23 protein-coding genes are annotated in these 26,747 nt (G+C 73.4%); 19 read left to right on the top strand and 4 right to left on the bottom strand.

Annotated features, from left to right (window positions below; genetic code table 11):
- Positions 1-61: 61 nt before the first annotated feature.
- The 3 genes from IF19_RS0117470 (at position 62) to IF19_RS0117460 (ending at position 2,772) form a co-directional block, all read left to right on the top strand.
- Complete coding sequence (locus tag IF19_RS0117470) at positions 62-1,345, top strand: glycosyltransferase family 4 protein (RefSeq protein WP_030276394.1); 1,284 nt, start codon at positions 62-64, stop codon at positions 1,343-1,345.
- Positions 1,342-2,172, top strand: coding sequence for a hypothetical protein (locus IF19_RS0117465; protein ID WP_030114271.1), 831 nt, complete (start codon positions 1,342-1,344; stop codon positions 2,170-2,172). Before IF19_RS0117470 ends, IF19_RS0117465 begins: the two co-directional genes overlap by 4 nt.
- A gap of 384 nt (positions 2,173-2,556) precedes the next feature.
- On the top strand, positions 2,557-2,772 hold the full coding sequence (locus IF19_RS0117460; protein WP_030114270.1) for an I78 family peptidase inhibitor: 216 nt from the start codon (positions 2,557-2,559) through the stop codon (positions 2,770-2,772).
- Positions 2,773-2,847: 75 nt separating this feature from the next.
- Here the strand turns inward: IF19_RS0117460 and IF19_RS0117455 are convergent, their stop codons facing one another.
- A complete protein-coding gene (locus tag IF19_RS0117455; RefSeq protein WP_030114269.1) occupies positions 2,848-3,879 on the bottom strand; it encodes a phosphatase PAP2 family protein in 1,032 nt (343 codons plus the stop codon).
- Positions 3,880-4,412: 533 nt separating this feature from the next.
- On the opposite strand from IF19_RS0117455, the gene IF19_RS0117450 reads away from it, so the two are divergent.
- Positions 4,413-6,167, top strand: a complete 1,755-nt coding sequence (locus IF19_RS0117450; protein ID WP_030276392.1) for an MFS transporter — start codon at positions 4,413-4,415, stop codon at positions 6,165-6,167.
- Between the two features lie 103 nt (positions 6,168-6,270).
- Positions 6,271-7,491, top strand: a complete 1,221-nt coding sequence (locus tag IF19_RS0117445; protein WP_030114267.1) for an acyl-CoA dehydrogenase family protein — start codon at positions 6,271-6,273, stop codon at positions 7,489-7,491.
- Positions 7,492-7,560: 69 nt separating this feature from the next.
- On the opposite strand, the gene IF19_RS0117440 is transcribed toward IF19_RS0117445, so the two are convergent.
- Positions 7,561-8,004, bottom strand: coding sequence for a cell division protein SepF (locus IF19_RS0117440; protein ID WP_030114266.1), 444 nt, complete (start codon positions 8,002-8,004; stop codon positions 7,561-7,563).
- 309 nt (positions 8,005-8,313) lie between these two features.
- On the opposite strand from IF19_RS0117440, the gene IF19_RS0117435 reads away from it, so the two are divergent.
- Complete coding sequence (locus IF19_RS0117435) at positions 8,314-9,528, top strand: DUF5685 family protein (RefSeq protein ID WP_030114265.1); 1,215 nt, start codon at positions 8,314-8,316, stop codon at positions 9,526-9,528.
- A 22-nt stretch (positions 9,529-9,550) separates the two neighbouring features.
- Here the strand turns inward: IF19_RS0117435 and IF19_RS0117430 are convergent, their stop codons facing one another.
- Positions 9,551-10,489: an ABC transporter substrate-binding protein gene (locus tag IF19_RS0117430; RefSeq protein WP_030276390.1), complete on the bottom strand. Its 939-nt coding sequence runs from the start codon at positions 10,487-10,489 to the stop codon at positions 9,551-9,553.
- A gap of 512 nt (positions 10,490-11,001) precedes the next feature.
- On the opposite strand from IF19_RS0117430, the gene IF19_RS0117425 reads away from it, so the two are divergent.
- The 10 genes from IF19_RS0117425 to IF19_RS0117380 all read left to right on the top strand — a co-directional run bounded on the left by IF19_RS0117425 (position 11,002) and on the right by IF19_RS0117380 (position 21,635).
- Positions 11,002-11,877: an amino acid ABC transporter permease gene (locus IF19_RS0117425; RefSeq protein WP_030114262.1), complete on the top strand. Its 876-nt coding sequence runs from the start codon at positions 11,002-11,004 to the stop codon at positions 11,875-11,877.
- The gene (locus tag IF19_RS0117420) at positions 11,874-13,715 is read left to right on the top strand and encodes an FAD/NAD(P)-binding protein (protein WP_030120490.1); all 1,842 of its coding nucleotides are present in this window, start codon (positions 11,874-11,876) and stop codon (positions 13,713-13,715) included. Before IF19_RS0117425 ends, IF19_RS0117420 begins: the two co-directional genes overlap by 4 nt.
- Before the next feature lie 73 nt (positions 13,716-13,788).
- Positions 13,789-14,736 carry an amino acid ABC transporter permease gene (locus IF19_RS0117415; RefSeq protein ID WP_030114261.1) on the top strand — a complete coding sequence of 316 codons (948 nt, stop codon included), beginning with the start codon at positions 13,789-13,791 and terminating at the stop codon, positions 14,734-14,736.
- A gap of 17 nt (positions 14,737-14,753) precedes the next feature.
- Entirely contained in the window at positions 14,754-15,506 is a 753-nt protein-coding gene (locus IF19_RS0117410; RefSeq protein ID WP_030120491.1) for an amino acid ABC transporter ATP-binding protein, read from the top strand.
- A gap of 38 nt (positions 15,507-15,544) precedes the next feature.
- Complete coding sequence (locus IF19_RS0117405) at positions 15,545-16,519, top strand: ABC transporter substrate-binding protein (RefSeq protein ID WP_030114258.1); 975 nt, start codon at positions 15,545-15,547, stop codon at positions 16,517-16,519.
- Between the two features lie 92 nt (positions 16,520-16,611).
- Positions 16,612-17,688: an LLM class flavin-dependent oxidoreductase gene (locus IF19_RS0117400; RefSeq protein WP_030192090.1), complete on the top strand. Its 1,077-nt coding sequence runs from the start codon at positions 16,612-16,614 to the stop codon at positions 17,686-17,688.
- A gap of 14 nt (positions 17,689-17,702) precedes the next feature.
- Entirely contained in the window at positions 17,703-18,983 is a 1,281-nt protein-coding gene (locus IF19_RS0117395; protein ID WP_030114255.1) for an NtaA/DmoA family FMN-dependent monooxygenase, read from the top strand.
- 4 nt (positions 18,984-18,987) lie between these two features.
- Positions 18,988-19,809 (top strand): DUF1684 domain-containing protein, encoded by an 822-nt coding sequence (locus IF19_RS0117390; RefSeq protein ID WP_030276389.1) that lies wholly within the window; start codon positions 18,988-18,990, stop codon positions 19,807-19,809.
- A gap of 251 nt (positions 19,810-20,060) precedes the next feature.
- On the top strand, positions 20,061-20,960 hold the full coding sequence (locus IF19_RS0117385) for a S1 family peptidase (RefSeq protein ID WP_030114252.1): 900 nt from the start codon (positions 20,061-20,063) through the stop codon (positions 20,958-20,960).
- A gap of 195 nt (positions 20,961-21,155) precedes the next feature.
- Positions 21,156-21,635: a hypothetical protein gene (locus tag IF19_RS0117380; RefSeq protein ID WP_030114251.1), complete on the top strand. Its 480-nt coding sequence runs from the start codon at positions 21,156-21,158 to the stop codon at positions 21,633-21,635.
- Positions 21,636-21,839: 204 nt separating this feature from the next.
- Here the strand turns inward: IF19_RS0117380 and IF19_RS0117375 are convergent, their stop codons facing one another.
- Complete coding sequence (locus IF19_RS0117375; protein ID WP_030276387.1) at positions 21,840-22,736, bottom strand: DUF4231 domain-containing protein; 897 nt, start codon at positions 22,734-22,736, stop codon at positions 21,840-21,842.
- Positions 22,737-23,130: 394 nt separating this feature from the next.
- On the opposite strand from IF19_RS0117375, the gene IF19_RS0117370 reads away from it, so the two are divergent.
- The 3 genes from IF19_RS0117370 (at position 23,131) to fxsBH (ending at position 26,672) form a co-directional block, all read left to right on the top strand.
- Positions 23,131-23,766, top strand: coding sequence for a hypothetical protein (locus IF19_RS0117370; RefSeq protein WP_234310466.1), 636 nt, complete (start codon positions 23,131-23,133; stop codon positions 23,764-23,766).
- A gap of 368 nt (positions 23,767-24,134) precedes the next feature.
- Positions 24,135-24,299, top strand: a complete 165-nt coding sequence (locus IF19_RS1000000137685; protein ID WP_156095455.1) for an FXSXX-COOH protein — start codon at positions 24,135-24,137, stop codon at positions 24,297-24,299.
- A gap of 30 nt (positions 24,300-24,329) precedes the next feature.
- Positions 24,330-26,672 carry a radical SAM/SPASM protein FxsBH, inactivated beta-hydroxylase extension form gene (fxsBH, locus tag IF19_RS0117360; protein ID WP_030276379.1) on the top strand — a complete coding sequence of 781 codons (2,343 nt, stop codon included), beginning with the start codon at positions 24,330-24,332 and terminating at the stop codon, positions 26,670-26,672.
- Positions 26,673-26,747 lie beyond the last annotated feature (75 nt).

Here is a 26,747-nt window from a genome sequence, read left to right as displayed (position 1 = left end):
GGAGAATCCGCCGGGAAGCGCCGCCATGACAAGGTCGGTCGACAGGGGAAAAAGCGACACCATGCATATTTCTTTCCTTCTGCACAATGCCTACGGAATCGGGGGGACCATCCGGACGACGTTCACGCTCGCCCGTACGCTCGCGGAGCGGCACGACGTCGAGATCGTGTCGGTCTTCCGGCACCGGGACGCCCCCGTCCTCGGCGCGCCCGAGGGTGTGACGCTGCGCCACCTCGTCGATCTGCGGAAGAAGAGCGCGACCTACGACGGCGGCGACCCCGACCACGCCCGGCCCGCCACGGTCTTCCCGCGCGGCGACAGCCGGCACAAGCAGTACAGCCGCCTCACCGACGCCCGTATCGCCGCGCACCTGCGCACCACCGAGGCGGACGTCGTCGTCGGCACCCGGCCCGGCCTCAACGTCCAGATCAGCCGGCAGACCCGGCGCGGACCGGTGCGCGTCGGGCAGGAGCACCTGACCCTCGACAGCCACGGCTACCGGCTGCGCCGCGAGATCGCCCACCGCTACACGATGCTCGACGCGCTCACCACCGTCACCCGCGCCGACGCCGACGACTACCGCGCCCGGCTGAAGCTTCCGGGCGTGCGGATCGAGGCCGTCCCCAACGCCGTTCCCGAGCCCGCCTGCCCGCCCGCGGACGGCGACCTGAAGTGGGTCGTCGCGGCGGGCCGGCTGCACCGCGTCAAGCGGTACGACCTGCTGGTGCGCGCTTTCGCCCAGGTCTCCGCGGCCCGCCCCGACTGGCGGCTGCGCATCTACGGCGGCGGCGACGCGACCGGTGACGAACGGGCCGCGCTGCACTCCCTCGTCGACGAGCTCGGCCTGCACAACCACGTCTTCCTGATGGGATCGGCCAACCCGATGGAGGCCGAGTGGCCCAAGGGGTCGATCGCCGCCGTCACCTCGGACCGCGAGTCCTTCGGCATGACCATCGTCGAGGCGATGCGCGGCGGCCTGCCGGTCGTCGCCACCGACTGCCCGCACGGACCGGCCGAGATCGTCGAGGACGGCGTCGACGGCCGGCTCGTCCCGGTCGGCGACCCGGACGCGATCGCCGCCGCGCTGCTCCAGCTGATCGAGGACGACGACCTGCGCCACCGGATGGGCGCCGCCGCGCTGACCGCCTCGGCCCGCTTCGACCCGGCGAGGATCGCCGAGCGCCACGAGAGCCTGTTCTCCGAGCTCGTCGCCCGCGGCGCCCAGGGGCGCGGGCACGGCGCCCTGCGCACCGCGCTGCACCGCACCCGGGGCGGTGTCCTCGACGGAGCGTACGCCCTGCGCTACAAGGCCGCCGACGTACTCCGCAAGGGGAGGACCTCATGAGCACCACCGCCGTACGGGCCGACTGCGCCGCCGATCCGGCCGGAACGCTTACCTTCGTCCTGACCGGCCCGGTCGCCGCCGCGCCCGCGTCCACGCTGCTCCTGCGCCGCCGGGGCGCGGCGGGCGCCAAGCCCGGCGGCACGGTGCGCATACCGCTCGGCGACTTTGGCCCCGGGCGGCTGCGCGCGGTGCTCCCGGCCTCGACACGGCTGGCCGAGGGGCGCTGGGACGCCTACGTCGAGGAGCGGGGGGTCGAGGGGACCCGGGCCCTGGAGCCGGGGCTGCGGGACCTGAGGGCCCTCGTCGACCGTAGCCCGGACACCGGGGCTCCGGGCGTCAGCACCCGGGTGCCGTACCCGACCGTCGACGGCCGGCTCGCCCTGCGCTGCTGGGTCCGCGCCCCGCACGCCGAGGCGGGGGCCGTCCTCGCCGGTCCGGACGGCATGACGGTCGAGGGCTTGCTGTACGGGGCCACCGCGGGGGAGGGCGCCGCGGTGGAGGCACGGCTGCCGGGGGACCCCGCCCGGACCCACACCGTTCCCCTCACCCCGGCCGCCGGGTCCGCGGGCTCCTTCACGTTCACCCTGCCCTACGCCCCGCCGGCCGCCGGGCCGGTGCCCGAGGCGCAGCTCTGGCAGCTGTGGCTGGTCCCGGCGGCGGGCGCGAAGGGGGTGCGGATCTCCCGGATCCTCGACGACGTGTGGTCCCGCCACACGTCCTTCGTCTACCCCGGCTTCCCGGCCGCCCCCGGAGTGCTCGCCACCCCGTGTTACTCCGCCGACAACGACTTCTGCCTCCGGCTGGAACCCGCACCGGCGGGCCGCTGAGAAGACGGGGTGTGGTGTGGGCTCGAACACCCGCCGTCGCGTCCACCCGGTATGTGGGGAAAGCGTGGAGAAAGGAAAGGGGGGCTTGAGAGGGCGGAAAATCCGGCCGTACCGGTCATTCGCCGACCGCCCGGCGGAGCGGGAAAAGAAGCAGGTCATGTCCCTGTTTTCGCAAGGTGGCGAACATCTTTTCGGGCGGATGGACGGAATGGATGGCTATTGCGCGCGGCTTCCCCGGATCGGCCTGTCGCGGCGGGCGGAATGGCGTATATCGGTGTGGGGATCTTGTGACACAAGCGTGACCGGCGCGGCACGTGGAGATGCGATGGCGGACCCGTCCGGCCCGGCCTTCCGTCATGGTCCGGGGCCGCCTACGGTGAAGGCATGGCATCTCAACCGACCCCTCCCGCACAGCCGGACGACGACACCGAGGCGTACGTCGGCCTCGCCGCCGACGCGGCCGAACAGCAGGCCAGGAGCCGCGGCTGGGACACGGTCCGGGCGGTCCCGCCGGGCACGTTCCTCACCATGGAGTTCCGGCACGGCCGCATCAACTTCCAGGTCGAGGACGGCGCCGTGACGCGCTGCTGGCCGGGCTGAGTCCAGGCCCCCTTGTACGTCGAAGGCCCCCACCGCGGTGGGGGCCTTCGACGTACAAGGGGGCCTGCGGCCGGATCAGCCGCCGGTCATCGGGCGCGCCGGGCTGCCGGCGCGCGGTCCCCGGTCGTTGTGCGGCGGCGGACGCCGGACCCCGGCCGGGGCGACCGGCATACCGCCCGGCCGCGCGGGGTGCCCGGTGTGGGCCCGCGCCCGGAGGGCCGTTCCCGCGTGTCCGGCGGGCAGGACCGGCCCCGGAGCGGCGGTCGCCACGGCCTCGGCGGCCGGGCCGTCGGTCGCCATCGACTGCGGCAGGAGCACCGGCTGCGGTCCGCGGCCGGGCGCGGACGCCGGGCGGGCCCCGCCGCGCCGCTCGCGCCACCGCTCCCGCCCCCGCTCGCGCATCGCGAAAATCCACATCTCGGCCCGGGCGATCAGCGGCTCGAACCACGGCAGCGCCAGCAGGATGAGCAGTCCGGCCGCCCATCCCAGCAGGACGTCGCTGAGCCAGTGCGTACCGATGTAGACCGTGGTCAGGCCGACGCCGAGCGAGACCGTCGCGGAGACGGCCGACAGATAGCGCCGGGCACGGGGCGTGGTGGCCAGATAGGCGAGGATTCCCCAGGTCACCACGGCGTTCGCGGTGTGCCCGGAGGGAAATATATCGCCGCCGGCGAACATCTCCGCCGAGCCGATCTGCGTCGCGTAATGCGGGCCGAGCCGCCCGAGCCCCAGCTTGACCGCGCCCACCGTCACGTTGAGCAGCAGCAGCGACGTGCCGAGGACCAGCAGCGGCCGCAGGGTGTGCTGCCGCCAGGAGCGCCAGCCCAGCCAGCAGGCGACCATGACGGCGGTGGGGCCGCGCTGACCGAGCACGACGTAGTAGTCGAGGAAGGCGTGCAGCTCCGGCCATTGCTGGTAGGGCCGGAACAGCATGACCTTCCAGTCCAGGGCCACCAGCCAGGAGGTGATCAGCACCGCCCAGACGATGGCGACGTAGAACGCCAGCGTCCCGCCGAAGAGGGCGATGCGGTGACGGCTCATCCGCGGTGCCTCTATCTTCGGCGGTTCCGGCTCCCGGTCCAGCCGGGCAAAGATGTCGGTACGCACCCAATCGACGTTACAGCGAGTGAGTGTGGGAGCAGGCCGAACCGGCCGCTTTGTGATGACGATGTGATGTGGACTTCGTCTCAGAGAGGCGCCCTTTTCCGGCCCCGGAGAACAATCACCGGGACCGTGGGCCCTATTGCCCGAAGGATTGCCCGCCGGTTCCGTTCGGCCGCGTGTTTGATCTCTCGAAAAAATAACCGCAGCCGAATCCCCGGCAATTGATACCGCCATTCGGGGGAGGCCGCCCCGGGCCTCACTGCCGTCCGTGTGCACCGGCGGGGACCCCGGCGGACCCTCGGTGGGGCCTCGCCGGGACGGGCCTCCGCACGCCTGCGGAGGGGAGCCCCCGGCCGGCCGCGAAATGGCGTACGCCACACTGTGCGGCGGGCCGGGGTATGACGTGGACCACGTGTGACCTCACCGAACTCGCGTACGCTGACGCTTCACTCGCCCGTCGATGCCGGGCCCGAGGGACGCGCACCCCGCGTCGCCGCCGGCCCGCCGAGCGCGAGGACTCATCGGGAGGTAGGCAGATGTCCGGGACGACCACGGCCGGTGGCCGACTGCGCCGGGCCGCCGACGGCGCCAACCGCTGGGTCGTCCTCGTGGTCCTCTGCCTCAGCCTCCTGGTCGTCGCGCTGGACGCGACCGTGCTCCACGTCGCCGTCCCCTCCCTCACCGAGGACCTCCGCCCGAGCGGCACCGCCCTCCTGTGGATCGTCGACGCCTACCCCCTGGTCTGCGCCTCGCTCCTCATCCTCTTCGGCACCCTGGGTGACCGGGTCGGCAGACGCCGTGTGCTGCTCATCGGCTACGCGCTGTTCGGCGTGGCGTCCGCGATCGCCACGACGGCGGACTCACCGTCCGTCCTGATAGCGGCCCGCGCGCTGCTCGGCGTCGGCGGCGCGATGATCATGCCCGCCACACTGTCGATCGTGCGTCAGGTCTTCCCCGACCGCCGGGAGCGGGCGCTCGCCATCGGGGTCTGGACCGCGGTCGCCGCGGTCGGCGCCGCCACCGGGCCGGTCGTCGGCGGCTTCCTGGTCGAGCACTTCTGGTGGGGCTCGGTCTTCCTGATCAACATCCCGCTGATGGCCGTGATCCTGCCGCTGGCCCGCTGGCTGCTGCCCGAGTCGCGCGGCGGCCAGGACGGCCCGTGGGACGTGCTGGGCGCGCTGATGGCCGCGGCCGGGGTGCTCGGCGTCGTCCTCGGCGTCAAGCGGCTGGGCGGCGGCGCGGGCCTCCTGGATCCGGTCGCGCTGGTACCGCTGGCCCTCGGTCTGGCGCTCCTGATCCTCTTCGTGCGCCGGCAGAGGCGCCGCAGGCACCCGCTGATCGACGTCACGATGTTCGCCCGACCGGCGTTCTCCACCGCCGTGGGCTGCATCGTGCTCGCCATGCTGGCCCTGGTCGGCCTCCAGCTCATCGCCGTCCAGTACCTCCAGCTGGTGCTCGGGCTCAGCCCGCTGGAGACCGGGCTGCGGCTGCTGCCGCTCACCTTCGCGGCGATGGCGGCCGGCGCCACCGGCTCGTACACCCTGCGTCGCCTCGGGCCGCGCCGGATGGTCGGCTGGGGCTTCGTCCTCACCGCCGCCTCGGTGCTGCTCCTCACCTCGATGGGCCAGCACGACCGGCCCGCCCTGCTCACCTGCGGCTTCATCCTGCTCGGCTTCGGCCTGCAGACCACGCTCTTCGGGGCGTACGAGTCGATGCTGAGCGACGCCCCGCCGGAGCGGGCGGGCGGCGCGGCGGCGATAGGCGAGACCTCCTACCAGCTCGGCGCGGGGCTCGGCATCGCGCTGCTCGGCAGCGTCATGAACGCCGCGTACGCCCCCGGCCTCGCCTCCCTCCACGAGCAGGGGGTCCCCGCCCGCGCCGGAGCGGCGGCCTCGCACTCCCTGGGCGAGGCGTACCAGGTGGCCGCGCGTCTGGGCGGCCCGACGGGCGACCTCCTGCGCTCCACCGCCCGGCACGCCTTCGTGGACGGCCTCCACATCACCCTTCTCGTCAGCGCCGGTCTCCTGCTGATCGGGGCACTGGCCGCGCTGCGGCTGCCGAGGGCCATGGACTGCCCGGCGAAGGAGGCGGACCCGGCCCTCGCGGAGCCCGCGGCGAAGGGGGCCGGGGCGGAGGCGGGCCCGGCTCTCGCGGAGCCCGCGGCGGAGAGGGCCGGGGCCTCGCCGCCCGGCCCCCGGACGCCCGGACCCGACCGGGCGGTCCCGCGTCCGAAGGTGCCCGCGCGTCGCGAACCGGCCGAGGCGACCGGCTCTGGACGAGCGGCACACTGAGCCGTAACGTCAGCACGACGCCCTGACTACCACTGCTAGTTTTCGGAGGGCGGGGGCGTATCCCGGTCCTCCGAGCACCGTGCGAGCCGCCGGAGGCACCCTCATGTCCAGCACCGAGTCCGCGAAGCCGTCGAAGCTCCCGCCGTTCGACGCCACGGATCCCCTCGGCATCGACGACCTGCTCGGCCCCGACGACCTCGCGATCCGCGACACCGTCCGCACCTGGGCCGCCGACCGCGTCCTGCCGCACATCGCCGAGTGGTACGAGAAGGGCGAGCTGCCGGGCATCCGCGAGCTGGCCCGCGAACTCGGCGCTCTGGGCGCGCTCGGCATGTCCCTGGAGGGCTACGGCTGCGCCGGGGCGAGCGCCGTCCAGTACGGCCTCGCCTGCCTGGAGCTGGAGGCCGCCGACTCCGGGATCCGCTCGCTCGTCTCCGTACAGGGCTCGCTCGCCATGTACGCGATCCACCGCTACGGCTCCGAGGAGCAGAGGCAGCGGTGGCTGCCCGGGATGGCGGCCGGCGAGACCATCGGATGCTTCGGGCTGACCGAGCCCGACCACGGCTCCGACCCGGCCGGGATGCGGACGTACGCCAGGCGCGACGGCGAGGACTGGATCCTCACCGGCCGCAAGATGTGGATCACCAACGGCTCGGTCGCCGGGGTCGCCGTCGTCTGGGCGCAGACCGACGAGGGCGAGGACGGCCGGGGCGTCCGGGGGTTCGTCGTGCCGACGGACGCCCCCGGGTTCTCGGCCCCGGAGATCCGGCACAAGTGGTCGCTGCGCGCCTCCGTCACCAGTGAACTCGTCATGGACGAGGTGCGGCTGCCCGCCGACGCGGTGCTGCCGGACGCGAAGGGGCTGCGCGGCCCGCTGAGCTGTCTCAGCCACGCGCGGTACGGCATCGTCTGGGGGTCCATGGGCGCGGCGCGGGCCAGCTTCGAGGCGGCCCTCGACTACGCGCGGGGCCGGGAGCAGTTCGGCCGGCCGATCGGCGGGTTCCAGCTCACCCAGGCCAAACTGGCGGACATGGCGCTGGAGCTGCACAAGGGCATCCTGCTCGCCCACCACCTCGGCCGCCGGATGGACGCGGGGGCGCTCCGGCCGGAGCAGGTCAGCTTCGGCAAGCTCAACAACGTGCGGGAGGCCATCGAGATCTGCCGCACCGCGCGCACGATCCTGGGGGCCAACGGGATCTCGCTGGAGTACCCGGTGATGCGGCACGCGACGAACCTGGAGTCGGTGCTCACCTACGAGGGGACCGTGGAGATGCACCAGCTGGTGCTGGGCAAGGCGCTCACCGGTCTCGACGCCTTCCGGTGACGGAGGTGCGCGGGAGCGCACGCGCCGACCGGCGGCGTTGACCGGATCCGCTTCCGGCGAGCGCCCTGCTCAGCTCTGGTTGAAGAAGCCGTCGGCCTTCCGGCCGGCGGCTTCGCCCGCCACCACCTGGGTGTCGGCGGGGGAGAGCAGGAAGACCCGGGTGGCCACCCGGTCGATCGAACCGCGCAGACCGAAGATCAGCCCGGCGGCGAAGTCCACCACGCGCTTGGCGTCGGCGGGGTCCATGGCCGTGAGGTTGACGATCACCGGGACGCCGTCGCGGAACAGCTCGCCGATGGCCCGCGCGTCCCGGAAGCTGTCCGGGGTGACCGTCGCGATCCGCCGGTCCTGCTCCTCGGCCGCCTCGGCGGCCACCTGCACCCGGGGGTCGGTGACCCAGGCGTGGTTCCCCGTGCCGGTCTCCGGGCCGTCGTTGTACTCGTCGTCGTAGTACCGCTCGTCGTTGTCCTCCACGAGGCCCAGCCAGGCACTTGCCTTGCGCACCGATCCCATGGATGCCTCCTCTCACCGCGGTTCTGTCGTGTTCCGCATCTCTTTCGTATCCCTATGGTCGTCCATGATGCGGATACCGCGCCAAGTAGATAGTCGGCTCGCAGGCGATTCGTGACGTGACTGGTGCAGAGGATGTGGCGGTTCGTCAGGGTTCGTCCCACATAAGGGGGGTTGAAAAAAGAAAATATGATGCTTCGGGCCGTACGGGTGATCCTGCCGACGTACGGGTGAACGGGTGGCTGGATACGATGCACGACGCTCCGGTGCGCGAGCGTCGCGCACCGGCTGGACGGCTCACGGGGGATCGTCGTGTTCGGAATCGTCAGGCCCTGCACCCACCGGCTCTCCGACGGCCTCAGGGCCGAGTGGATGGCCCATCTCTGCGGCCTCTGCCTGGCCCTGAGGGCGGATCACGGACAGTTCGCCCGCATCGTGACGAACTATGACGGCCTGATCGTCTCCGTCCTGACGGAGGCTCAGGCGGGCCGCACACCCGCGGGCCGGCGCACCGCCGGCCCCTGCCCGCTGCGCGCCATGCGCACCGCGCCGGTCGCCCGGGGAGAGGGGGCCCGGCTCGCCGCCGCCGTCTCGCTCGTCCTCGCCTCGGCCAAGGTGCGCGACCACGTCGCCGACCGGGACGGGCTGTTGGCCCGCCGCCCGGTCGCCGCCGCCGCGCGCCGGGTGGCGGCCGGATGGGACCGGGCGGGGGCGCGGACCGGGGCGGCCCTCGGCTTCGACACCGCCCTCCTGGTCGACGCGGTGGACCGGCAGACCGGCATCGAGAGCCTCGCCGGCCCCGGCACCCCGCTCCTGACGGTCACCGAACCCACGGAGACCGCCACGGCGGCGGCCTTCGCGCACACCGCGGTCCTCGCCGGGAAGCCGCGGAACGCGGCCCCGCTCGCGGAGGCCGGCCGGCTCTTCGGGCGCCTCGCCCACCTGCTGGACGCCGTCGAGGACCGGGAGGCCGACGCCGCCGCGGGCGCCTGGAACCCGCTGACGGCCACCGGCACCCCGCTCGCCGAGGCGCGCCGGCTCTGCGACGACGCGCTGCACGGCGTCCGGCTCGCGCTGCGCGAGGTGGAGTTCGCCGACGGCACGCTCGTCCACGTCCTGCTCGCGCACGAACTGCGCCGCTCGGTCGACCGGGCGTTCGGCACGTCCTCCTGCTCGCACCAGGAGGGCTCGGGGCCGCTGACCCCGGACGCCTCCTTCGGACCGCCGCCGGGCAACCCGTACGGGGCGCCGCCCGGAGACCCGTACGCCCCGGGCGGACCGGGCTCGCCGCCGCCCCCGCCGCGGCCGCCCCGCGACCGGCGCGGCCTGATCGCCGGATGCCTGGTCTGGGCCGGTCTCGCCTGCACCTGCCAGATGTGCTGCGGGACCTACGAGGACCCCTGGAGCCGGGAGCGGCGCGAAGCCCTCTGCAACAACTGCGGCGACTGCTGCGAGGCGTGCGACTGCTGCGGCCAGTGCGGCGAGGGATGCTGCTGCTGCGGGGACTCCTGCGGCTGCGACTGCTGAGAGGGCGCGGGCCGGAGCCGTATCACGTGATCTCGGGCGGCGAGATCTCCGAGGTCTCGATCGCGGACTTCGCGGTGCCCCACTTCTTCAGGATGCGCTCGTAGGTCCCGTCCTCCTTGAGCCGGTTCACCGCCGCCCGGAACGCCGGGGCCAGCGGAGTGCCCTTCTTGAAGGCGAACCCCACGTCGAGCCGTTTGAACTCGTTGAGGAAGCGCAGCCCCTCCTGCTGGCTCACCGCGTACCGCAGGCCGTTGATGGTGGACATCACCACATCGCTGCGCCCCTGCTGGAGCGAGATCCAGACGGCCGCCTGGTCGGCGTACGTCTTCACCTCGTAGGGCTTCTTGCCCGCCCGCGCGCACCGGGACCGGTTCTCCTGGAGCGTCACCTCGAAGGTGGTGCCCGCGCTGGTGGCCACGGTCAGACCGCAGAGCTGGGTGAGGTCGGTGACCTTCCCCAGCGTGCTGTCCTCGCGGACCGCGAAGCCCTGCCCGTCGTTGATGTACGTCACGAAGTCGATGGTCCTGCGGCGCTCGTCGGTGACGCCGAAGTTCCCGGTGCCCAGGTCGTACTTGCCGCTGCCGAGCGCCGGGAGGATCGCCTCGAACGACGCCACCTCGCGGTCCAGCTTCAGCCCGAGCACCCGTGCCGCCGCGTCCGCGAAGTCGATGTCGGCGCCTGCCGGGGTGGAACCGTCCTCCAGGTAGAAGGCCCCGGGCGGAGTGCCGACGGACGAGGCGATCCGCAGCGTGCCCGCCTCGCGCACCTTCGCGGGCAGCAGGGCGGCGGCGGCCTCGTCCTTGCGGACCTTCGAGACCACGTCCGTCGTCGGCGGCCTCCCCTTCGCGGCGGTCTCGTCGGAGCCGCCGCCCGCCGCACCGGTCGGCTCGGCGCAGGCGGTGAGCGTCAGGGCGGCGACGGTGATGAACGCGAACAGGGCGGTATGCCGGGGTCGGGACATGGCGGTGCGTCTCCGGGTTCGTCGAAGGAGGGCAGGCGGGGCGGGCCGATCGCCCCGGGGCGCGGCGGCGAGGAGCCGCGGCGGCCCGGAGAGGCGGCGGAGCGCCGGCGCGAGGCCGGGAGGGTTCAGCGGAGCGAGGGGAGGGCGGCGCGGTGTGGCGGAGGCGAAGTCACGCGGGGAACGGGGCTCGAACGCCGGAGGAAGGCGGCGTGAGCGGGAAGGAACCGGACAGCAGGGGGTCGGCTCAACAGGAGGAGGACCACACGCGACCGAAGTCGATGTGGGAGCGGGTGACCAGCCACTGCTGTGGATGCATGGGCTCAGTGGAACAGGCTTCCGACGGCGCGTCAACCGAAGTGAGACGTACGGCTCACAGTGTGGACAGGCTTGACAACTCCCCGTGTACGCCGCTTATCTCGGAGGCGGACCGGTGCTGAGGGGCCCGGTCCACGTGTGGTCTTTGGTGTGAAGGCACGCCCCGTGTTCGAGCTGAGCATCCACGGAGCTCCCGCATGCCCCCGCAGACCGTTCCGCCCCCTTCGCCGTCGTCCGCCGCCCCGGCCCCGTCCGCCGAGGCCGGCTCCGAGGCCCTTCCCCGGATCGTCCCGGTGCGCCGGACGGGCCGCTGGACGGCGGCCGTCGCCGTCCTCGTCCTCCTCGGGCTCGCGCTGGACTCGGTCGTCCGCAACGACGCCTTCCAGTGGGACGTCGTGCTCTCCTACTTCGCCACCGTCCCCGTCCTGCGCGGACTGTGGCTCACGCTCTGGCTCACCGCCGTGGTCATGGTGCTCGGATTCGCCCTGGGCGCCCTGCTCGCCGTCCTGCGGCTCTCCGGCAACCCGGTGCTCCAGGCCGTCAGTTGGGGGTACGTGTGGCTGTTCCGGTCCACGCCGATCCTGGTCCAGCTCCTGTTCTGGTTCAACATCGGCGCCCTGTACCCGCAGATCCTCGGAGTCTCCACGACCCGCCTCCTCGGCCCGGTCGCCGTCGCCGTCGTCGGGCTGACCCTGCACGAGGCCGCGTACGCCGCCGAGGTCGTGCGCGGCGGCATCCTCTCCGTCGAACGGGGCCAGGTGGAGGCCGCCCAGTCCCTCGGCCTCGGCCCCTGGCGGCGGTTCCGGCGCATCGTGCTGCCGCAGGCGATGCGCTCCATCGTGCCGCCGGCCGGGAACATGCTGATCGGCACCCTCAAGGGCACCTCCATCGTCAGCATCATCGCCGTCCAGGACCTGCTCTACTCCGTCCAGCTCGTCTACCACCGCACCTACCAGGTCATCCCGCTGCTCCTCGTCGCCACCGTCTGGTACGCGGCCGTCACCACGCTGCTGAGCATCGGACAGCGCTACGTCGAGCGGTACTACGCCCGCGGCACGGCGGGTGCGCGATGAGCGCCCGGCCCAGCCTCGTGGTGATCGGCGGCGGCCCGCGCGGCACCGGCGTCATCGAGCGCATCGCCGCCAACGCCGGTGAGCTGTACGGAGACACGCCCCTGGACCTCCACGTCGTGGACCCCCACCCGCCGGGCGGCGGCCGGATATGGCGGCCCGACCAGTCGCCGCTGCTGTGGATGAACTCCATGGCCGAGGACGTCACCATGTTCACCGACGAGACGGTGGAGCTGGCCGGCCCCGTCGTGGCGGGACCGGCCCTGGACGCCTGGGCCGACGACGTGCGCGCCGGGCGCGTCACCCCGGACGCCGACCCCGCCGTGCTCGCCGAGATCCACGGCCTCACCGGAAGCGACTTCCCCACCCGGCGGCTCCAGAGCGCCTATCTGCGCTGGACCTACGAGCGAGCGCGCGCCGCCCTGCCGCCCGGCGTCACCGTCCACGAACACCGCACCACCGCCCTCGCCGTCACCGGCCCGCGCGGCGGCCGCCAGCGCGTCCGGCTCCAGGACCGCCCCGAACCGCTCCTCGCCGACCTCGTCGTGCTCACCGTCGGCCACCTCGACGCCGAGGAGGAGCCCGAGCAGGCGGGACTGGGCGACTTCGCCCGGCGCCACGGCCTGGTCCACCTCCCGCCCGACTTCACCGCCGACAGCGACCTCGGCGCCCTGCGCCCCGGGGAGCCCGTCATCGTCCGGGGGTTCGGGCTCGCCTTCGTCGACCTGATGGTCCTGCTCACCGAGGGGCGCGGCGGCCGGCACGAGGACGGGGTCTACCTGCCCTCGGGCCGGGAGCCCGTGCTGTACGTCGGATCGCGGCGAGGCGTCCCGTACCACGCGAAGATCGGCTACGCCTGGACCGGTGAACGCCCGCCCCTGCCTCGGCACTTGGGGCCCGACTGGACCGAGGCGGCGCTGCGGTCCGCCGGGCCGCTCGACTTCCGGCGCGACGTCTGGCCGGCCGTCGTGAAGGAGCTGGGCCACGCCCACTACCACCGGCTGTTCACCGCCCACCCCGAGCGCACCGCCCTGGCCCACGAGGTCTTCGCCGACAAGTACGCCGCCGCCGACCCGGGCAGTCCCGAACTGGCGGCCCTCGTCGCGGAGGCCGTGCCCGACCCGGCCGACCGGCTCGACCTCGACGCGCTCGACCGGCCGCTCGACGGCGTACGCCACCCCTCGCCCGACGCCCTCCAGGATGCGCTGCGCGCCTACATCACGGACGACCTGGCCCGCCGCCACGACCCGGGGCACAGCGAGGACCTCGCCGTCTTCCTCGGGCTCCTCTCCGCCTACGCCCAGCTCGTCCGGCTCGGCGACATCGGCGGCTGGTGGCACGGCTTCTTCAGCTACCTGGCCTCCGGCCCGCCCGGCCCCCGCCTCCACCAGCTCCTGGCCCTGTCCCGGGCCGGCGTCGTCCGCTTCCTCGGCGCCGACCTGACGGTGGAGGCCGACGAGGAGCGGGGCCTCTTCCGGGCCCGGAGCGCCACCGTCCCCGGCGCGGCCACCGAGGCCCGTGCGCTGGTCGAGGCCCGGCTGCCCGACCCCTCGCTCCGGCACACCGCGAGCCCGCTGCTGCGCGCCCTGCGCGACGAGGGGGCGGCGGTCACCGGCTCCGGACTGCTGTCCGTGGACCCGGCCGACAGCCGGGTCCTGGACCGGGCCGGCCGCCCGCACCCGCGCCGCTTCGCGCTGGGGCCGTTCACCACCGCGCGCAACAGCGGGGCGTTCACCCGCCCCCGGACCGGCGGTCCCGCCTTCCGGCAGAACGACGCCGCCGCGCGCGCCGCGCTCACGTTGCTGCGCGACCTCTCCTGTCCCGGTCGCCTTCCCTCCTGACCCGGCCGCCGCCCTCCCGTACCACCCCGGTTCCGTACCGCCGCCTCCGTCTCCGCGCCCAAGGACTGCCTCCATGTCGCTGACCAGCGATCCACCCGTCGATCCGTCCGCCGGACCGCCCACCGACCCGTCCGCCGGGCCGTCCGCGCCTCCGCCCGCCGACCGCTGTGCCGCGAAGGGGGCCGGCGCCGGGAGCGAGACGCTGACGATCGTCCCCGCCCGCCACCCGTGGCGCTGGGCCGCCATCGCGGCGACGGCCGTCCTGCTCGCCCAGTTCCTCAACGGGCTGATCACCAACCCCGGTTGGGAGTGGGACGTCTTCGCCCGCTTCTTCACCGCGCCGACGATCCTCAAGGCCGTCTGGGTCACCCTCCAACTCACCGTCTACGGAACGGTCCTCGGCTTCGCCCTCGGGATCGTCCTGGCCTTCATGCGGCTCTCGGAGAGCCGGTTCCTGCGGGCGGTCGCCCACGGCTACATCTGGGCCTTCCGCTCGATCCCGCTCATCGTGCAACTGCTGTTCTGGTTCAACCTCGCCTACCTGTACGAGGAGTTGACCTTCGGCATCCCGTTCGGGCCGGGCTTCTTCGCCTTCGACACGATGAACCTCGTCGGCGCGACCAGCGCCGCCGTCCTCGGCCTCGCCCTGCACCAGGCGGCGTACGCGGCGGAGATCGTGCGCGGCGGCGTCCTCGCGGTGGACCGGGGCCAGTCGGAGGCGGCGGCCGCCCTCGGCATCCCGCGCCTGCGGCAGCTGCGGCGGATCGTCCTCCCGCAGGCCATGCGCTCCATCCTGCCCAACGCCGCCAACGAGATCATCTCGCTGTTCAAGGGCACCTCGATCGTCTCCGTCATGGCGATCGGCGAACTCTTCTACCAGGTGCAGGTGGTCTACGGCCGCAACGGCCGGGTCGTGCCGCTGCTGATGGTCGCCACCGTCTGGTACATCCTCCTCACCACCGTGCTCTCCGTCCTCCAGCACTACGTCGAACGCCACTACGCCAAGGGGGCCGTGCGATGAGCGCACCCAGCGACGCCATGGTCGAAATCCGCTCCGTGCACAAGAAGTTCGGCTCCCTGGAGGTGCTGCGCGGCATCGACCTCGCGGTCCGTCCCGGCGAGGTCACCGTCGTCATCGGCCCCTCCGGCTCCGGCAAGTCCACGCTCCTGCGCACCATCAACCACCTGGAGAAGGTGGACCGGGGCTGGATCAGCGTGGACGGCACACTGGTCGGCTACCGCAGGGACGGCGACAAGCTCTACGAACTGCGCGAACGCGAGGTGCTGCGCCAACGCACCAAGATCGGCTTCGTCTTCCAGAACTTCCACCTCTTCCCGCACCTCACCGTCCTGGAGAACATCATCGAGGCCCCGGTCTCGGCGCTGGGCCGCCCCCGCAAGGCGGCCGTGGCGGCGGCGGAGAAGCTGCTCGAACGGGTCGGCCTCCTGGACAAGGCGGCGGCCTACCCCGCACAGCTCTCCGGCGGCCAGCAGCAGCGCGTCGCCATCGCCCGCGCGCTGGCCCTGGAACCCCGCCTCCTGCTCTTCGACGAGCCGACCTCCGCCCTCGACCCCGAACTCGTCGGCGAGGTCCTCGACGTCATCAAGGACCTGGCCCGCGGCGGCACCACGATGATCGTCGTCACCCACGAGATCGGCTTCGCCCGCGAGGTCGCCGACACCGTCGTGTTCATGGACGAGGGCCGCGTCGTCGAACAGGGCCCGCCCGCCGACGTACTCGACCACCCCGTCCAGGAGCGCACCCGCGCGTTCCTCTCCAAGGTCCTCTGACCCGTCCCGCCCCCTCTTCCCTCCCAAGGAGTACGTACGTGTCCGTCCGCCGCAGCACCACGCTCGCCCTCGCCGCCCTGACCGCCACCGGTCTGCTCACCGCCTGCGGCGCCACCGGCTCCGCTGCCGATCCGGCGGCTCCGGAAGGCCACAAGGACGGCGGGGTCAACATCGGGCCCGACCAGGACCGGATCAGAGGCGAGAAGGCGGCGGCCGCCGCCGATCTCGTCCCCGAGGCGGTCCGCAAGCGAGGAACGCTGCGGATCGGGGCCAGCGCGGACGCCTCGCCGCCGCTCGGCTTCTACGCCACCGACGACCGGACCCGGATCGGCTCCGAGATCGACATCGCCACCCTCGTCGCCGACACCCTCGGCCTGGAACCGCGGTTCGAGGAGGTCTCCTGGGAGAACCTCTTCGTCGGCCTGGACAGCTCCAAGTTCGACGCCGTTCTCTCCAACGTCACCGTGACCGAGGAGCGCAAGGAGAAGTACGACTTCGCCACCTACCGGCTCGACAACATCGCCTTCGAGGCGAAGAAGGGCTCCGGCTGGAAGGTGAAGGGCCCCGCCGACGTCGCGGGGAAGAAGATCTCGGTCTCCTCCGGCACCAACCAGGAGAAGATCCTCGTCGACTGGAGCGAGGAGAACGTCAGGGCCGGGCGCGAGCCCGTGGACATCACGTACTTCCAGAAGGAGACCGACTACTACCTGGCCCTCCGGTCCGGCCGCGTCGACGCCCATCTCGGCCCCAGCCCCAACGCCGCCTACCACGTCGCCACGGCGGGCCAGTCCGAGATCATCGGCCAGCTCTCCGGGGCCGGCGGGGACCTCCAGGGCAAGATCGCCGCCACCACCAAGAAGGACAGCGGCCTGGTGAAGGCGTACGCCGCCGCGATCGACCACATCATCCGCAACGGCTCGTACGGCGAGGTCCTCAAGCGGTGGGGGCTGAGCGGCGAGGCCGTGGAGAGGTCGGAGATCAACCCGCCCGGCCTGCCCAGGCCCACCGGCTGACGTCCCGGGCCCGGCCGCGCGTCCCCTCGGCGCGCGGCCGGGCGAGCGGCCCCGCGACACCCCGACCGACCGCCGACCCGAGAGGTCCCGCCATGTCCGCCCGTACGTCCCTCCACCTCGCCGCCGAGATCGGCGGCCCGCCGCACTACGACGCCGGGCACTACCTCCGGCTCGCCCGGCTCGCCGAGGACGGCGCCCTCGACTACGTCACCCTCGGCGACTCCTTCGCCCGCCCCGGGCCCGACGCGCTCGCCGTCCTGGCCCGCGTCGCCCCCGGCACCGACCGGATCGGGCTCGTCCCGACCGTGACCACCACCCACACCGAGCCCTTCCATGTCTCCTCGGCCGTCGCCACCCTCGACTGGGTGAGCCGGGGCCGGGCGGGCTGGCAGGCGGACGTCTCGACCACCGGGGCGGAGGCCCGGCTCTTCGGCCGCCGCGCCGCAGCGCCCCCCGCCGAGCTGTGGCGGGAGGCCGGCGAGGTCGCCGACGTCTCCGGACGGCTCTGGGACAGCTGGGAGGACGACGCCGAGATCAGGGACGCCGCCACCGGCCGCTTCATCGACCGGGACAAGCTCCACTACGTCGACTTCGAGGGCTCCGCCTTCACGGTCAAGGGCCCCGCGATCGTGCCGCGACCACCGCAGGGCCGCCCCGTCACCGTCCTCGACGCCACCACCGCCCCGGCTCGCGAGGCGGCCGCCCGGCACGCCGACGTCGTCCACATCCGGGCCACCACCCCCGAGCAGGCGGCCGCCGTCCGCGACGAGGTGCGCACCAGGGCCGCCGCCCACGGCCGGGACCCGGAGAACCTGCGGGTCCTCGTCGCGCTCACCGTCGACCTCGGCGACGCGGAGACCGCTCCCGAGCCGGGGCTGGAGAGCGGGCCGCGGCTCGCCGGTGGCGGCACCTACTTCCGGGGCGGGCCCGTCGACCTCGCCGACCTCATCGCCCAGTGGCACCGCTCCGGCGCGGCCGACGGCTTCCACCTCACACCCATCACCCCCGAACGCGACCTCGAAAGGATCGTCAACGGCACCGTGGCCCTCCTCCAGCACCGCAGCCTCTTCCGTACCTTCCACCCCGGCGGCACCCTGCGCGAACACCTGGGGCTGCCGCGCCCCGCGAGCCGGTACGCCGGCGTCCGCACCGCCGCGAAGGGGGTCTGACCGTGCCGCGCCCGATGCACCTCGCCGCCCACTTCCCCGGGGTCAACAGCACCACCGTATGGGCCGACCCCCGCTCCGGCAGCCAGATCGACTTCGCCTCTTTCGAGCACCTCGCCCGGACGGCGGAGCGCGGGAAGTTCGACTTCTTCTTCCTCGCCGAAGGGCTGCGGCTGCGCGAGCACAACGGCCGCGTCCACGATCTCGACGTGGTCGGCCGGCCCGAGTCGCTGACCGTGCTCAACGCGCTGGCCGCCGTCACCGAACGGCTCGGCCTCGCCGCCACCGTCAACGCCACCTTCAACGAGCCCTACGAACTCGCCCGCCGGCTCGCCACCCTCGACCACCTCAGCGCGGGCCGCGCCGCCTGGAACGTGGTGACCTCCTCCGACGCCTTCACCGGGGAGAACTTCCGCCGCGGCGGCTACCTCGACCGCGCCGACCGGTACACCCGGGCGGCCGAGTTCGTCGCCACCGCCCGCGAACTGTGGGACTCCTGGACGCCCGACGGCGTCTCGCGGCCGTTCGCCCACGACGGGCCGCAGTTCACGGTCTCCGGGGAGTTCACCGTCCCGCGCTCGCCGCAGGGCCACCCGGTCGTCATCCAGGCCGGGGACTCCGACGAGGGCCGGGAGTTCGCCGCGTCGGCCGCCGACGTCATCTTCACCCGGCACGGCACCCTGGAGGCGGGCCGCGCCTTCTACGCCGACGTCAAGGCCCGGCTCGCGGCGTACGGCAGGGAGCCCGAGAGCCTCAAGATCATGCCCGGGGTCACCGTGGTGACCGGCGACACCGACGCCGAGGCGCAGGAGCTGGCGTACGAGATCCGGCGGCAGCAGGTCTCCCCGCAGAACGCGATCCTCGCCGCCGAACAGGTCTGGGGCACCGACCTCTCCGCGTACGATCCCGAGGGCCCGCTCCCCGCGTTCGACCCGGTGCCCGACTCCGGGATCACCCAGGGCCGGGTCCGGCACGGCGACCCCTTCGCGATCGCCGCCCGCTGGCGCGCGCTCGCCGAGGCCAAGGGGCTCTCGCTGCGGGGGACCGTCATCGAGACGACCACCCGGCAGTCGTTCATCGGCTCGCCCGCCACCGTCGCGGCCGAGCTGACCGCGTTCGTCGACGGGCGGGCCGCCGACGGCTTCATCCTCGTCCCCCACCTCACCCCCGGCGGCCTGGACGACTTCGTCGACCGGGTCGTCCCGATCCTCCAGGAGAGCGGGGCGTTCCGCTCCGCGTACACCGGCTCCACGCTGCGGTCGCACCTCGGCCTGCCGGAGCCGGTGTGGAAAGGTTGACCGCATGAGCACGGACGCACAGCAGCAGGAGCAGGGCGGCGGGCCGACCGCCGCCGAGGAGTGGCAGCGGTGGCACGAAGGGCGGGTCACCGCTGTCGCCGCCCCGTACGGCCCGCTCTCCCTGACCGGGACCCACTGGCTCTCCGACTACCCGGAAGGGCGAATTCCGGCCGTCCCGGGGCAGTGGCGCGAGGACGGCGACGAGGTGGTCCTCACGGCCACCGCCGAGGATCACGTCACCGTCGACGGCGAGCCGCTGACCGGCGAGGTCCGCCTCGGCGCCGACCGGGGGCCGATCGACGCGTCCCGGGTGGCGGCCGGTGACCGGCGGCTGGTGGTGCTGCGCCGCGAAGGACTGTGGGCGGTACGGGACTTCGACCCGGGATCACCCGCGCGGCGCGCCTTCTCCACCATCGACGCCACCCCGTACGACCCCCGCTGGGTGCTGCCGGGGACCTTCCGCCCCTACGACGACGACCGGACCGTACGGGTGGCCAACGCGGACGGGGTCGAGCGCGGTCTGGGCCTCGGCGGCGAGATCGCCTTCGCGGTGGACGGCGAGGAGCACACGCTGCGGGTCGCGGTCGAGCCGGACGGGTCGCTGTGGGCCGTCTTCGCCGACGCGACCAGCGGGAACGGTAGCTACCGCTTCCGCTTCCTGCGGCCCGCCGCGCCCGACGCCGACGGCCGGGTGACCGTCGACCTCAACCGCGCGCTGCTCCCGCCGTGCGCCTTCGCCGATCACTTCATCTGCCCCTTCCCGCCTCCGGGCAACACGCTCTCCGTCGCGGTCCCGGCGGGGGAGCGGAACCGGGTCGACGCCTGAGCGGACCGTATCGACGCCCGACACGGAACCGGCCCCTCCGGCCCCGGCCGCCCCACGGCTCCCGGGGCCGGAGGCAGGTGTGGCCCGCGTGGCCGAAAGGCATTCTTGCGCCCTCCGTTCGACCGCCTCGATACTCCGGGCAGCGATTGTCAGGGGCACGGCAAGTTCGGAATCCGGACCGGCCCCCGACTGCGCCTCACGGGCCCACCACCCCACAGGAGGGCCCCCGATTCCCCTCGGAGGAACCCGACGTGAGGATCAAGCGCACCAACAACCGCTCGGTCACGGCGAGACGCGTCCGGACCACGGCCGTCGTCGCGGGGCTCGCCGCCGTCGCGGCACTGGCCGTCCCCACCGCGAACGCCGAAACCCCCCGTACGTTCAGTGCCGACCAGCTGACCGCGGCGGGCGACGCCGTGCTCGGCGCCGACATCGCGGGCACCGCCTGGAACATCGACCCGCAGAGCAAGCGCCTCGTCGTGACCGTCGACAGCACGGTCTCGCGGGCGGAGATCGACCGGATCAAGAAGTCGGCGGGCCCCAACGCCGACGCCCTGCGCATCGAACGCACCCCCGGGAAGTTCACCAAGCTGATCTCCGGCGGCGACGCCATCTACTCCAGCACCGGACGCTGCTCCCTCGGCTTCAACGTCCGCAGCGGCAGCACCTACTACTTCCTCACCGCCGGGCACTGCACCGACGGCGCGACCACCTGGTGGGCCAACTCGGCCCGCACCACGGTGCTCGGCACGACCTCCGGGTCGAGCTTCCCGAACAACGACTACGGCATCGTGCGCTACACCAACACCACCATCCCCAAGGACGGCACGGTCGGCGGCCAGGACATCACCAGCGCCGCCAACGCCACCGTCGGCATGGCCGTCACCCGCCGCGGCTCCACCACCGGAACCCACAGCGGCTCGGTCACCGCCCTCAACGCGACCGTCAACTACGGGGGCGGCGACGTCGTCTACGGCATGATCCGCACCAACGTGTGCGCCGAGCCCGGCGACTCCGGCGGCCCGCTCTACTCCGGCACCCGGGCGATCGGTCTCACCTCCGGCGGCAGCGGCAACTGCTCCTCCGGCGGGACGACCTTCTTCCAGCCGGTCACCGAGGCGCTGAGCGCCTACGGCGTCAGCGTGTACTGACCGGCCCCGCCCGGCCGGGTACGGAGCTGTCCGTACATACGTGCCCCCGTCCGGAATTCCGGACGGGGGCTCCCGCTCGCCCGGGACCTGTTGAGAGGATGACGCCACGACGGGTCGTCGCGACGGGGTGACGGAGGAGCCGGGGGCGGGCGAGCCCCGGGCCGCCCTCCGCCGGCATCAGGGGGTAGCAGGTCCGTGTACCGCATCGGAGTGACCGGTCACCGCTCCATCCCCGCCGAGGCCCGGCCCCACGTGCTCGCGGGCCTGCGCGCCGCGTTCCGCGGCCGCGAGCGGGCGACGCACGCGCTCTCCAGCCTGGCGGTCGGCGCCGACCAGCTCTTCGCCGACCTGGCGCTGGCCCGCGGCGCCGAACTGACCGCGGTCATCCCCAGCGGCGACTACGAGGCGTGCTTCGAGAGCGCCGCCGACCTCGCCCGCTACCGGGCCCTCAAGGCGCGCGCGGTCCGGGAGGTGCGGCTCGACTTCCCGCACTCCACCGACGAGGCGTACTACGCGGCCGGCGCCTACATCGCCGACCACTGCGACCGGCTGCTCGCGGTCTGGGACGGGCTGCCGGCCCGGGGCCTCGGCGGCACCGGCGACATCGTGACGTACGCCCGCACGCTCGGCCGCCCGGTCACCGTGATCTGGCGCGACGGCGTGCTGCGCGGCTGACCCCGGCCGCACCCGGGCACGCCGGGCGGTCGGGGGCCGGCGCGAGGGCCCGGCCCGGCTGTCGGCGTACGGTGCGAACCCGCCGCCCACGCGGGCGAGAGGCCGCACAGGCTGCGGTCCGGACCGGCGAGAGGCCCCACGGCCTGCGGCCCCGACCGGCGAGTCGCCGCACAAGCCGTGGCCCGGACCGGCGGGAGCCCCGGCTCACACCCGGTGCCGCACCAGCCAGTCGGTGTGCTCCGGCGACACGATCCGCTCCGTCTCGAACACCGCCGACGGCCAGTGCCGCTCGGTCAGCGTGGTCTCCATGGCGGCCTGCATCGACTCCAGGTCCTGCTCCACCAGCGAATGCGCCGAGATCAGCGGATGGTGCCGGCGCGTCTCGTTCCAGGCGAGACAGGCAGCCGCCGCCGCGGACAGCACCCCCGTCAGCCCGAACGACCGGCCCACCCCGAACGCCTGGAGCGCACTCAGCGCCAGCGCCGGCAGCGTCAGCGCGACGACGGCGCCCGACCACAGCAGCGCCCCGCGCCGGGAGGCGTGCTGACGCCTGCGGTACCAGCGCCGCTGCTCGATGAGCCGGTCCCGTACGTACGTCTCCTTGCGGACCGTGTACGCCTTGCCCCGCAGCGCCCGCATCGACTCCGTGATGAGCCCGCCGGAATCCATCAGCTCCTCGCGCGGATCGGCCCAGCCCACCTTCCGCAACTCCTGGAGGCCGTCCTCCAGGCGGTTGGCGAACAACGCCTCCGGATGCTCGGTCGCACTGTCGAACGGGGCGCCGTGGACCGCGTACCGCCAGCAGTTGGACTTGATGAACTCGGCCGCCGAGCGGTTCAGCTGCCAGTGCGACTTCGCCTTGCGGTGGGAGGCGAGGAACGTCGTGAAGAGCACGCCGAGATAGGCCAGCACCGCCGCGCCGTGCAGGACGCGGGAGGCCGTCCCGTCCTCGGCGGACCACGGCAGCGCCGCCGGCACCGTACCGGCCACGAGGAGCGCCAACTGCGCCCGGGTGGTGTTCACGGCCTCACGCTGCCGGGCCACCGCGACCGCGTCCGTGTGGTGGAACAGGGCGGGCAGGTCGTCGTTCCTGAAGACCATGGATCTCAGCGGCTCGGGCAGCGCCGTCACGGTCGCCTCCGTCTGCAGTTGTCGTCTGACCCGGCCGGCCGTCCCCCCTGCCCGTCCGGGGCCATGAGAGTAGGGGTGGGGGCCGGGGGCGGCAAGAGCGCACCGGCCCCGCGGGCGGCCGTCGCGACGCGGTTCGGCCACCGCCGCGACCGCACCCCTTCCTCGCCCGGCGGCGCTGTGGCAGAGTTTCCCAACTGGGCTGTACAGCAGGGGAGTCGACGCCTTTTCGGCGATCGGATCACCTCGGGGCGGGGGAGGGGCCATCGACGAGAGGGACCGGCGGGGAGCGGCGGACGACGAGATCCCGCTCCAGGACGCTCAACGCAGGACGCGCCGCAGTCCGCTGCTCTTCACCGCACCGCTGGTGCTGCTCGTGCTCCTGGTCCTGATCCTGCTGTGGGAGGCCGTGCGGGCCAATGTCCCGCCGGGGGCCGGGGACGACTGGCCCTGGCGGCTGCGACTGCTGGACATGGAGGTGCTCGGAAGTCTGCTGGCCGTGGCGACGGGCGCCGTCCTGGCGCGGGCCCAGTACGCCCGCACGGTGCGGCCCTACCTCGGCTACCGGGGGTCCTGGCGCAAGGGGCTGCTCGCCGAGGGGAAACCGGCGTGGCGGGTGGGAATCCTGAACGGCGGTCAGCACATCGCCGTGGTCGACAGCTGGGAGTGCCGCGTCGTGCTGCGGGGCGTGTCCGACGAGGCGTCGGCGCCGTGGGCAGCCGTCCCGGACGTGGTCTCCACCCTGACCGCCGCCGGGCTCTCGGCGGGCCGGGACTACCAGCTCATCGCCTTCGGGGCGGGATTTCCGCTGGTCGGCACGGGGAACTACGACACTGTGCCGGTGGGCGTCTTCTCGCAGCGGTGCGTCGAGCGGGTCGAGTCGCTCCACATCCGCGTCCGGGTCACCGACGTCGTGGGCGACAGCCACGAACGCGTCCTGGACTGCATGCGGGGCGCCCGTGCGGAGTACAACGTCCCGGGCGCGGAACCGGTGAACGAGTGAGAACCGCCGCCCTCGCCCAGGTCTCGGGGCCGCCGCGCCGAGGCCGTCGCGGGCGCTTCGCGGTGCGCGTGCCGGGCCCCTGTGCGGGTGGTCCTCGGGCCCCCGCGCGCCTCCCACCTGCGAGAGCCGGCGGCGGGTGACCGGGGGCTCCGGCCCGGCGGTCCCGACACACGGGTCCCACTCGCCCGTGCGGTCGAACGGAGGGGGTGTTCCGGCTCGGAAAACACCGGGACGAAGGGCCGCTTCGCCGGCAGGTGAAGGGGGCGCGGCGGTAGTAAAGTGCGCATGCCGGACCGTGTGATGACACGGAATCCGAACGCGTTTGAATGTCCGGAAACAGACCCCCTCAGGACTCCCCTAGGACGGCCGTGAAGACCTACGGAAACACCCCTGCCCCCGCCCCGGCGAAGACCCGCGCGACTCTCGCGGCGACCGATGTCCGCAGCGCCGAGGCGGCCAGGAAGATCAATCGCGCGATGGGCGCGACGACGGCCCGGTCCACCCGGATCTCCACCTTCAGTTCCGCTCTCTGAACAAGCGTCAGAAGTGGCTAGAATGAAGGAATGACAGGACCCCTGGTCCCCTTCCGCGAATTCGTCCTCAAAGTGCACAGCAGGTGCGATCTCGCCTGCGACCACTGCTATGTCTACGAACACGCGGATCAGAGCTGGCTGACCCGACCCAAGGTCATCTCCGACGAGGCGGTTTCCCGGACCGCCCGGCGTCTGGCCGAGCACGCGACGACACACGCGCTCCCCTCCGTCACAGTGATCCTGCACGGCGGGGAACCGCTCCTGGCGGGGCCCGCGCGACTGCGACGGGTCTGCGAGGAGCTCGGTTCGGCCCTGAACGGCATCGCTGAGCTGGACCTCAGGATCCACACCAACGGCGTCCAGCTCAGCCCCCGCTATCTCGATCTCTTCGACGAGTTCCACGTCCGCGTCGGGATCTCGCTCGACGGCGACCGCGCCGCCAACGACCGCCACCGCCGGTACGCCGACGGACGCAGCAGCCACCCCCTGGTGCTGCGCGCGATCGACCTGCTCCACCAGGAGCGCTACCGCCACCTCGACCTCGGCCTGCTCTGCACGGTCGACGTCCGCAACGACCCGGTGGCCGTGCACGACGCCCTCGCCGGACTCGAACCCCCGCTCGTCGACTTCCTGCTGCCGCACGCCACCTGGGACGACCCGCCGCACCGGCCGGACGGCTCGCCCACCGCGTACGCGGACTGGCTGCTGACGGTCTTCGACCGCTGGACCGAGCGGGGCCGCCCCATGCCCGTCCGGATGTTCTCCTCGGTGCTCTCCACGCTGAGCGGCGGCCCCAGCCTCACCGAGTCCCTGGGCCTGGCCCCCACCGACCTCGTCGTCATCGAGACCGACGGAACGCTGGAGCAGGTCGACTCGCTCAAGAGCGCCTACGAGGGCGCCGCCGCCACCGGGTTCGACGTCTTCCGCAACACCCTGGACGAGGTCGCGGCCCACCCCGGCGTCCGGGTGCGCCAGCTCGGTCTGGCGGGGGTCGGCGACACCTGCCGCCGCTGCCCCCTCGTGCGCTCGTGCGGCGGCGGGCTCTACACCCACCGGTACCGCTCCGGCGGCCCCCCGAGCCACCCGGGCGGCGGCTTCGACAACCCGTCCGTCTACTGCGCCGACCTGGCCGCCCTGATCCGCGGCATCGAGGACCGGACGGCCGCCGCCACCGAGTCGCCCGCCCTCCGCTCGCCCGACGCCCTGCTCGCCGCCCACCAGGACCTGACCCGCACCCTGCTTGCCGTGCTCCACGACACCCTCGACGGGCACGGCGGGGAACTCTGGGACTCCTCCTGGCGGCTCGCGGCGGCGGTCGAGGCGGAGACCGGCGGGGCCGACGCGCTCGACGCGGTCCTCGCCCACCCCTACACCCGCACCTGGCTGCTCGACGCCCTGGCGGACGCCGACGCGGGGAGACCGCTCGCGGAACCCGCCGCCGAGCGGTTCGCCGCGACCGTGGCCGCCGCCGCCGTCCGCGCCCGGCTCGACCTCCCGGTGCCCGTGGCGTACCGCGACGGAAGCCTGCACCTGCCCACGCTCGGCACCGTGGTCCTCGGCGGGCCGGGGGACCGGGGCAGGGCGGTGGTGCGCCCGGCGGACGGCGGTCTCCTCGTCCGGGAGCCGGGCGCCGCGCCCGGTACGGAGGTGCGCGTCGCCCACGACGAGCCCGAAGGCCCGCGCTGGCTGCCCGTACGCGTCCTGCGCCGGGCGCCGGCCCCCGTACTCCTGCTGGACGACCTCGACCCCTTCCGCGACCGCTTCGACGCCCCGGCGGCCGACCGCCTCGGGGCGGAGGAGGCCGACGCCCGGGCGCGGCGGTTCGCCGAGGCGTGGTCGCTGCTGGCCGACGCCGTCCCCGGTCAGGCGGCCGAGGCGGCCCGGACGCTCACCACGCTGACCCCGCTCTCCGCCGGAGCCGCAGCCCCGGGGCGGCACGGCCCCGGGGCGCTCGGCGTCGGGCCGGCGGCGGACGCGAGAGGGCTTTCGCTCGGCCTGCTCGGCGCGTTCCGCCGGGCGAAACTGCGGGCGCTCGGCGAAGTGACGGATCTTTACGCCCTGGACGGCACCTGGGAACATCGAACGCCCTGGGGGAGCGAGCGCGTGACGTTCTCCCGGCTGCTGGCCGAGACATACGAACGGGCGGGGCTCGGGCTTTACGATCCGGGCTTCCTCGCGGGTGTTCCGGAAGCCCTCGACATGATCGAGAACGCGGCGGAGGTGACGGTCGACGGCAAACAGCTGGTCGCCGCTGTCCGCAAGGAGATCAGCGGAATCCGGAGCCCCGCCGCGACACCCCGGGACAAAAGCCTTTCACCCGCCGGGCATACGCCCGGAATTCCGGCGTCCGGCCGGAAAGTGATGTTCGAATGACCGAACGGCGAGGGGATGAAAGCGGTCCGCTCCGGAATGATGAGTTCGCTTGCACTCCCCTCCTCCCTCCGGGAC

The sequence above is a fragment of the Streptomyces californicus genome, from assembly GCF_000717645.1.
Classification (GTDB): Bacteria; Actinomycetota; Actinomycetes; order Streptomycetales; family Streptomycetaceae; genus Streptomyces; species Streptomyces californicus.
This window is presented reverse-complemented; position numbering and strand designations above follow the sequence as displayed.

Coding starts and splice junctions, on each gene's coding strand:
- IF19_RS0117450 (WP_030276392.1), top strand. CDS start 4,413: ATGTCCGGGACGACCACGGCCGGTGGCCGACTGCGCCGGGCCGCCGAC.
- IF19_RS0117415 (WP_030114261.1), top strand. CDS start 13,789: ATGTCGCTGACCAGCGATCCACCCGTCGATCCGTCCGCCGGACCGCCC.
- fxsBH (WP_030276379.1), top strand. CDS start 24,330: ATGACAGGACCCCTGGTCCCCTTCCGCGAATTCGTCCTCAAAGTGCAC.
- IF19_RS0117430 (WP_030276390.1), bottom strand. CDS start 10,489: ATGTCCCGACCCCGGCATACCGCCCTGTTCGCGTTCATCACCGTCGCC.
- IF19_RS0117410 (WP_030120491.1), top strand. CDS start 14,754: ATGGTCGAAATCCGCTCCGTGCACAAGAAGTTCGGCTCCCTGGAGGTG.
- IF19_RS0117400 (WP_030192090.1), top strand. CDS start 16,612: ATGTCCGCCCGTACGTCCCTCCACCTCGCCGCCGAGATCGGCGGCCCG.
- IF19_RS0117440 (WP_030114266.1), bottom strand. CDS start 8,004: ATGGGATCGGTGCGCAAGGCAAGTGCCTGGCTGGGCCTCGTGGAGGAC.
- IF19_RS0117470 (WP_030276394.1), top strand. CDS start 62: ATGCATATTTCTTTCCTTCTGCACAATGCCTACGGAATCGGGGGGACC.
- IF19_RS0117375 (WP_030276387.1), bottom strand. CDS start 22,736: ATGGTCTTCAGGAACGACGACCTGCCCGCCCTGTTCCACCACACGGAC.
- IF19_RS0117460 (WP_030114270.1), top strand. CDS start 2,557: ATGGCATCTCAACCGACCCCTCCCGCACAGCCGGACGACGACACCGAG.
- IF19_RS0117425 (WP_030114262.1), top strand. CDS start 11,002: ATGCCCCCGCAGACCGTTCCGCCCCCTTCGCCGTCGTCCGCCGCCCCG.
- IF19_RS0117390 (WP_030276389.1), top strand. CDS start 18,988: ATGAGCACGGACGCACAGCAGCAGGAGCAGGGCGGCGGGCCGACCGCC.
- IF19_RS0117420 (WP_030120490.1), top strand. CDS start 11,874: ATGAGCGCCCGGCCCAGCCTCGTGGTGATCGGCGGCGGCCCGCGCGGC.
- IF19_RS0117445 (WP_030114267.1), top strand. CDS start 6,271: ATGTCCAGCACCGAGTCCGCGAAGCCGTCGAAGCTCCCGCCGTTCGAC.
- IF19_RS0117465 (WP_030114271.1), top strand. CDS start 1,342: ATGAGCACCACCGCCGTACGGGCCGACTGCGCCGCCGATCCGGCCGGA.
- IF19_RS0117395 (WP_030114255.1), top strand. CDS start 17,703: ATGCACCTCGCCGCCCACTTCCCCGGGGTCAACAGCACCACCGTATGG.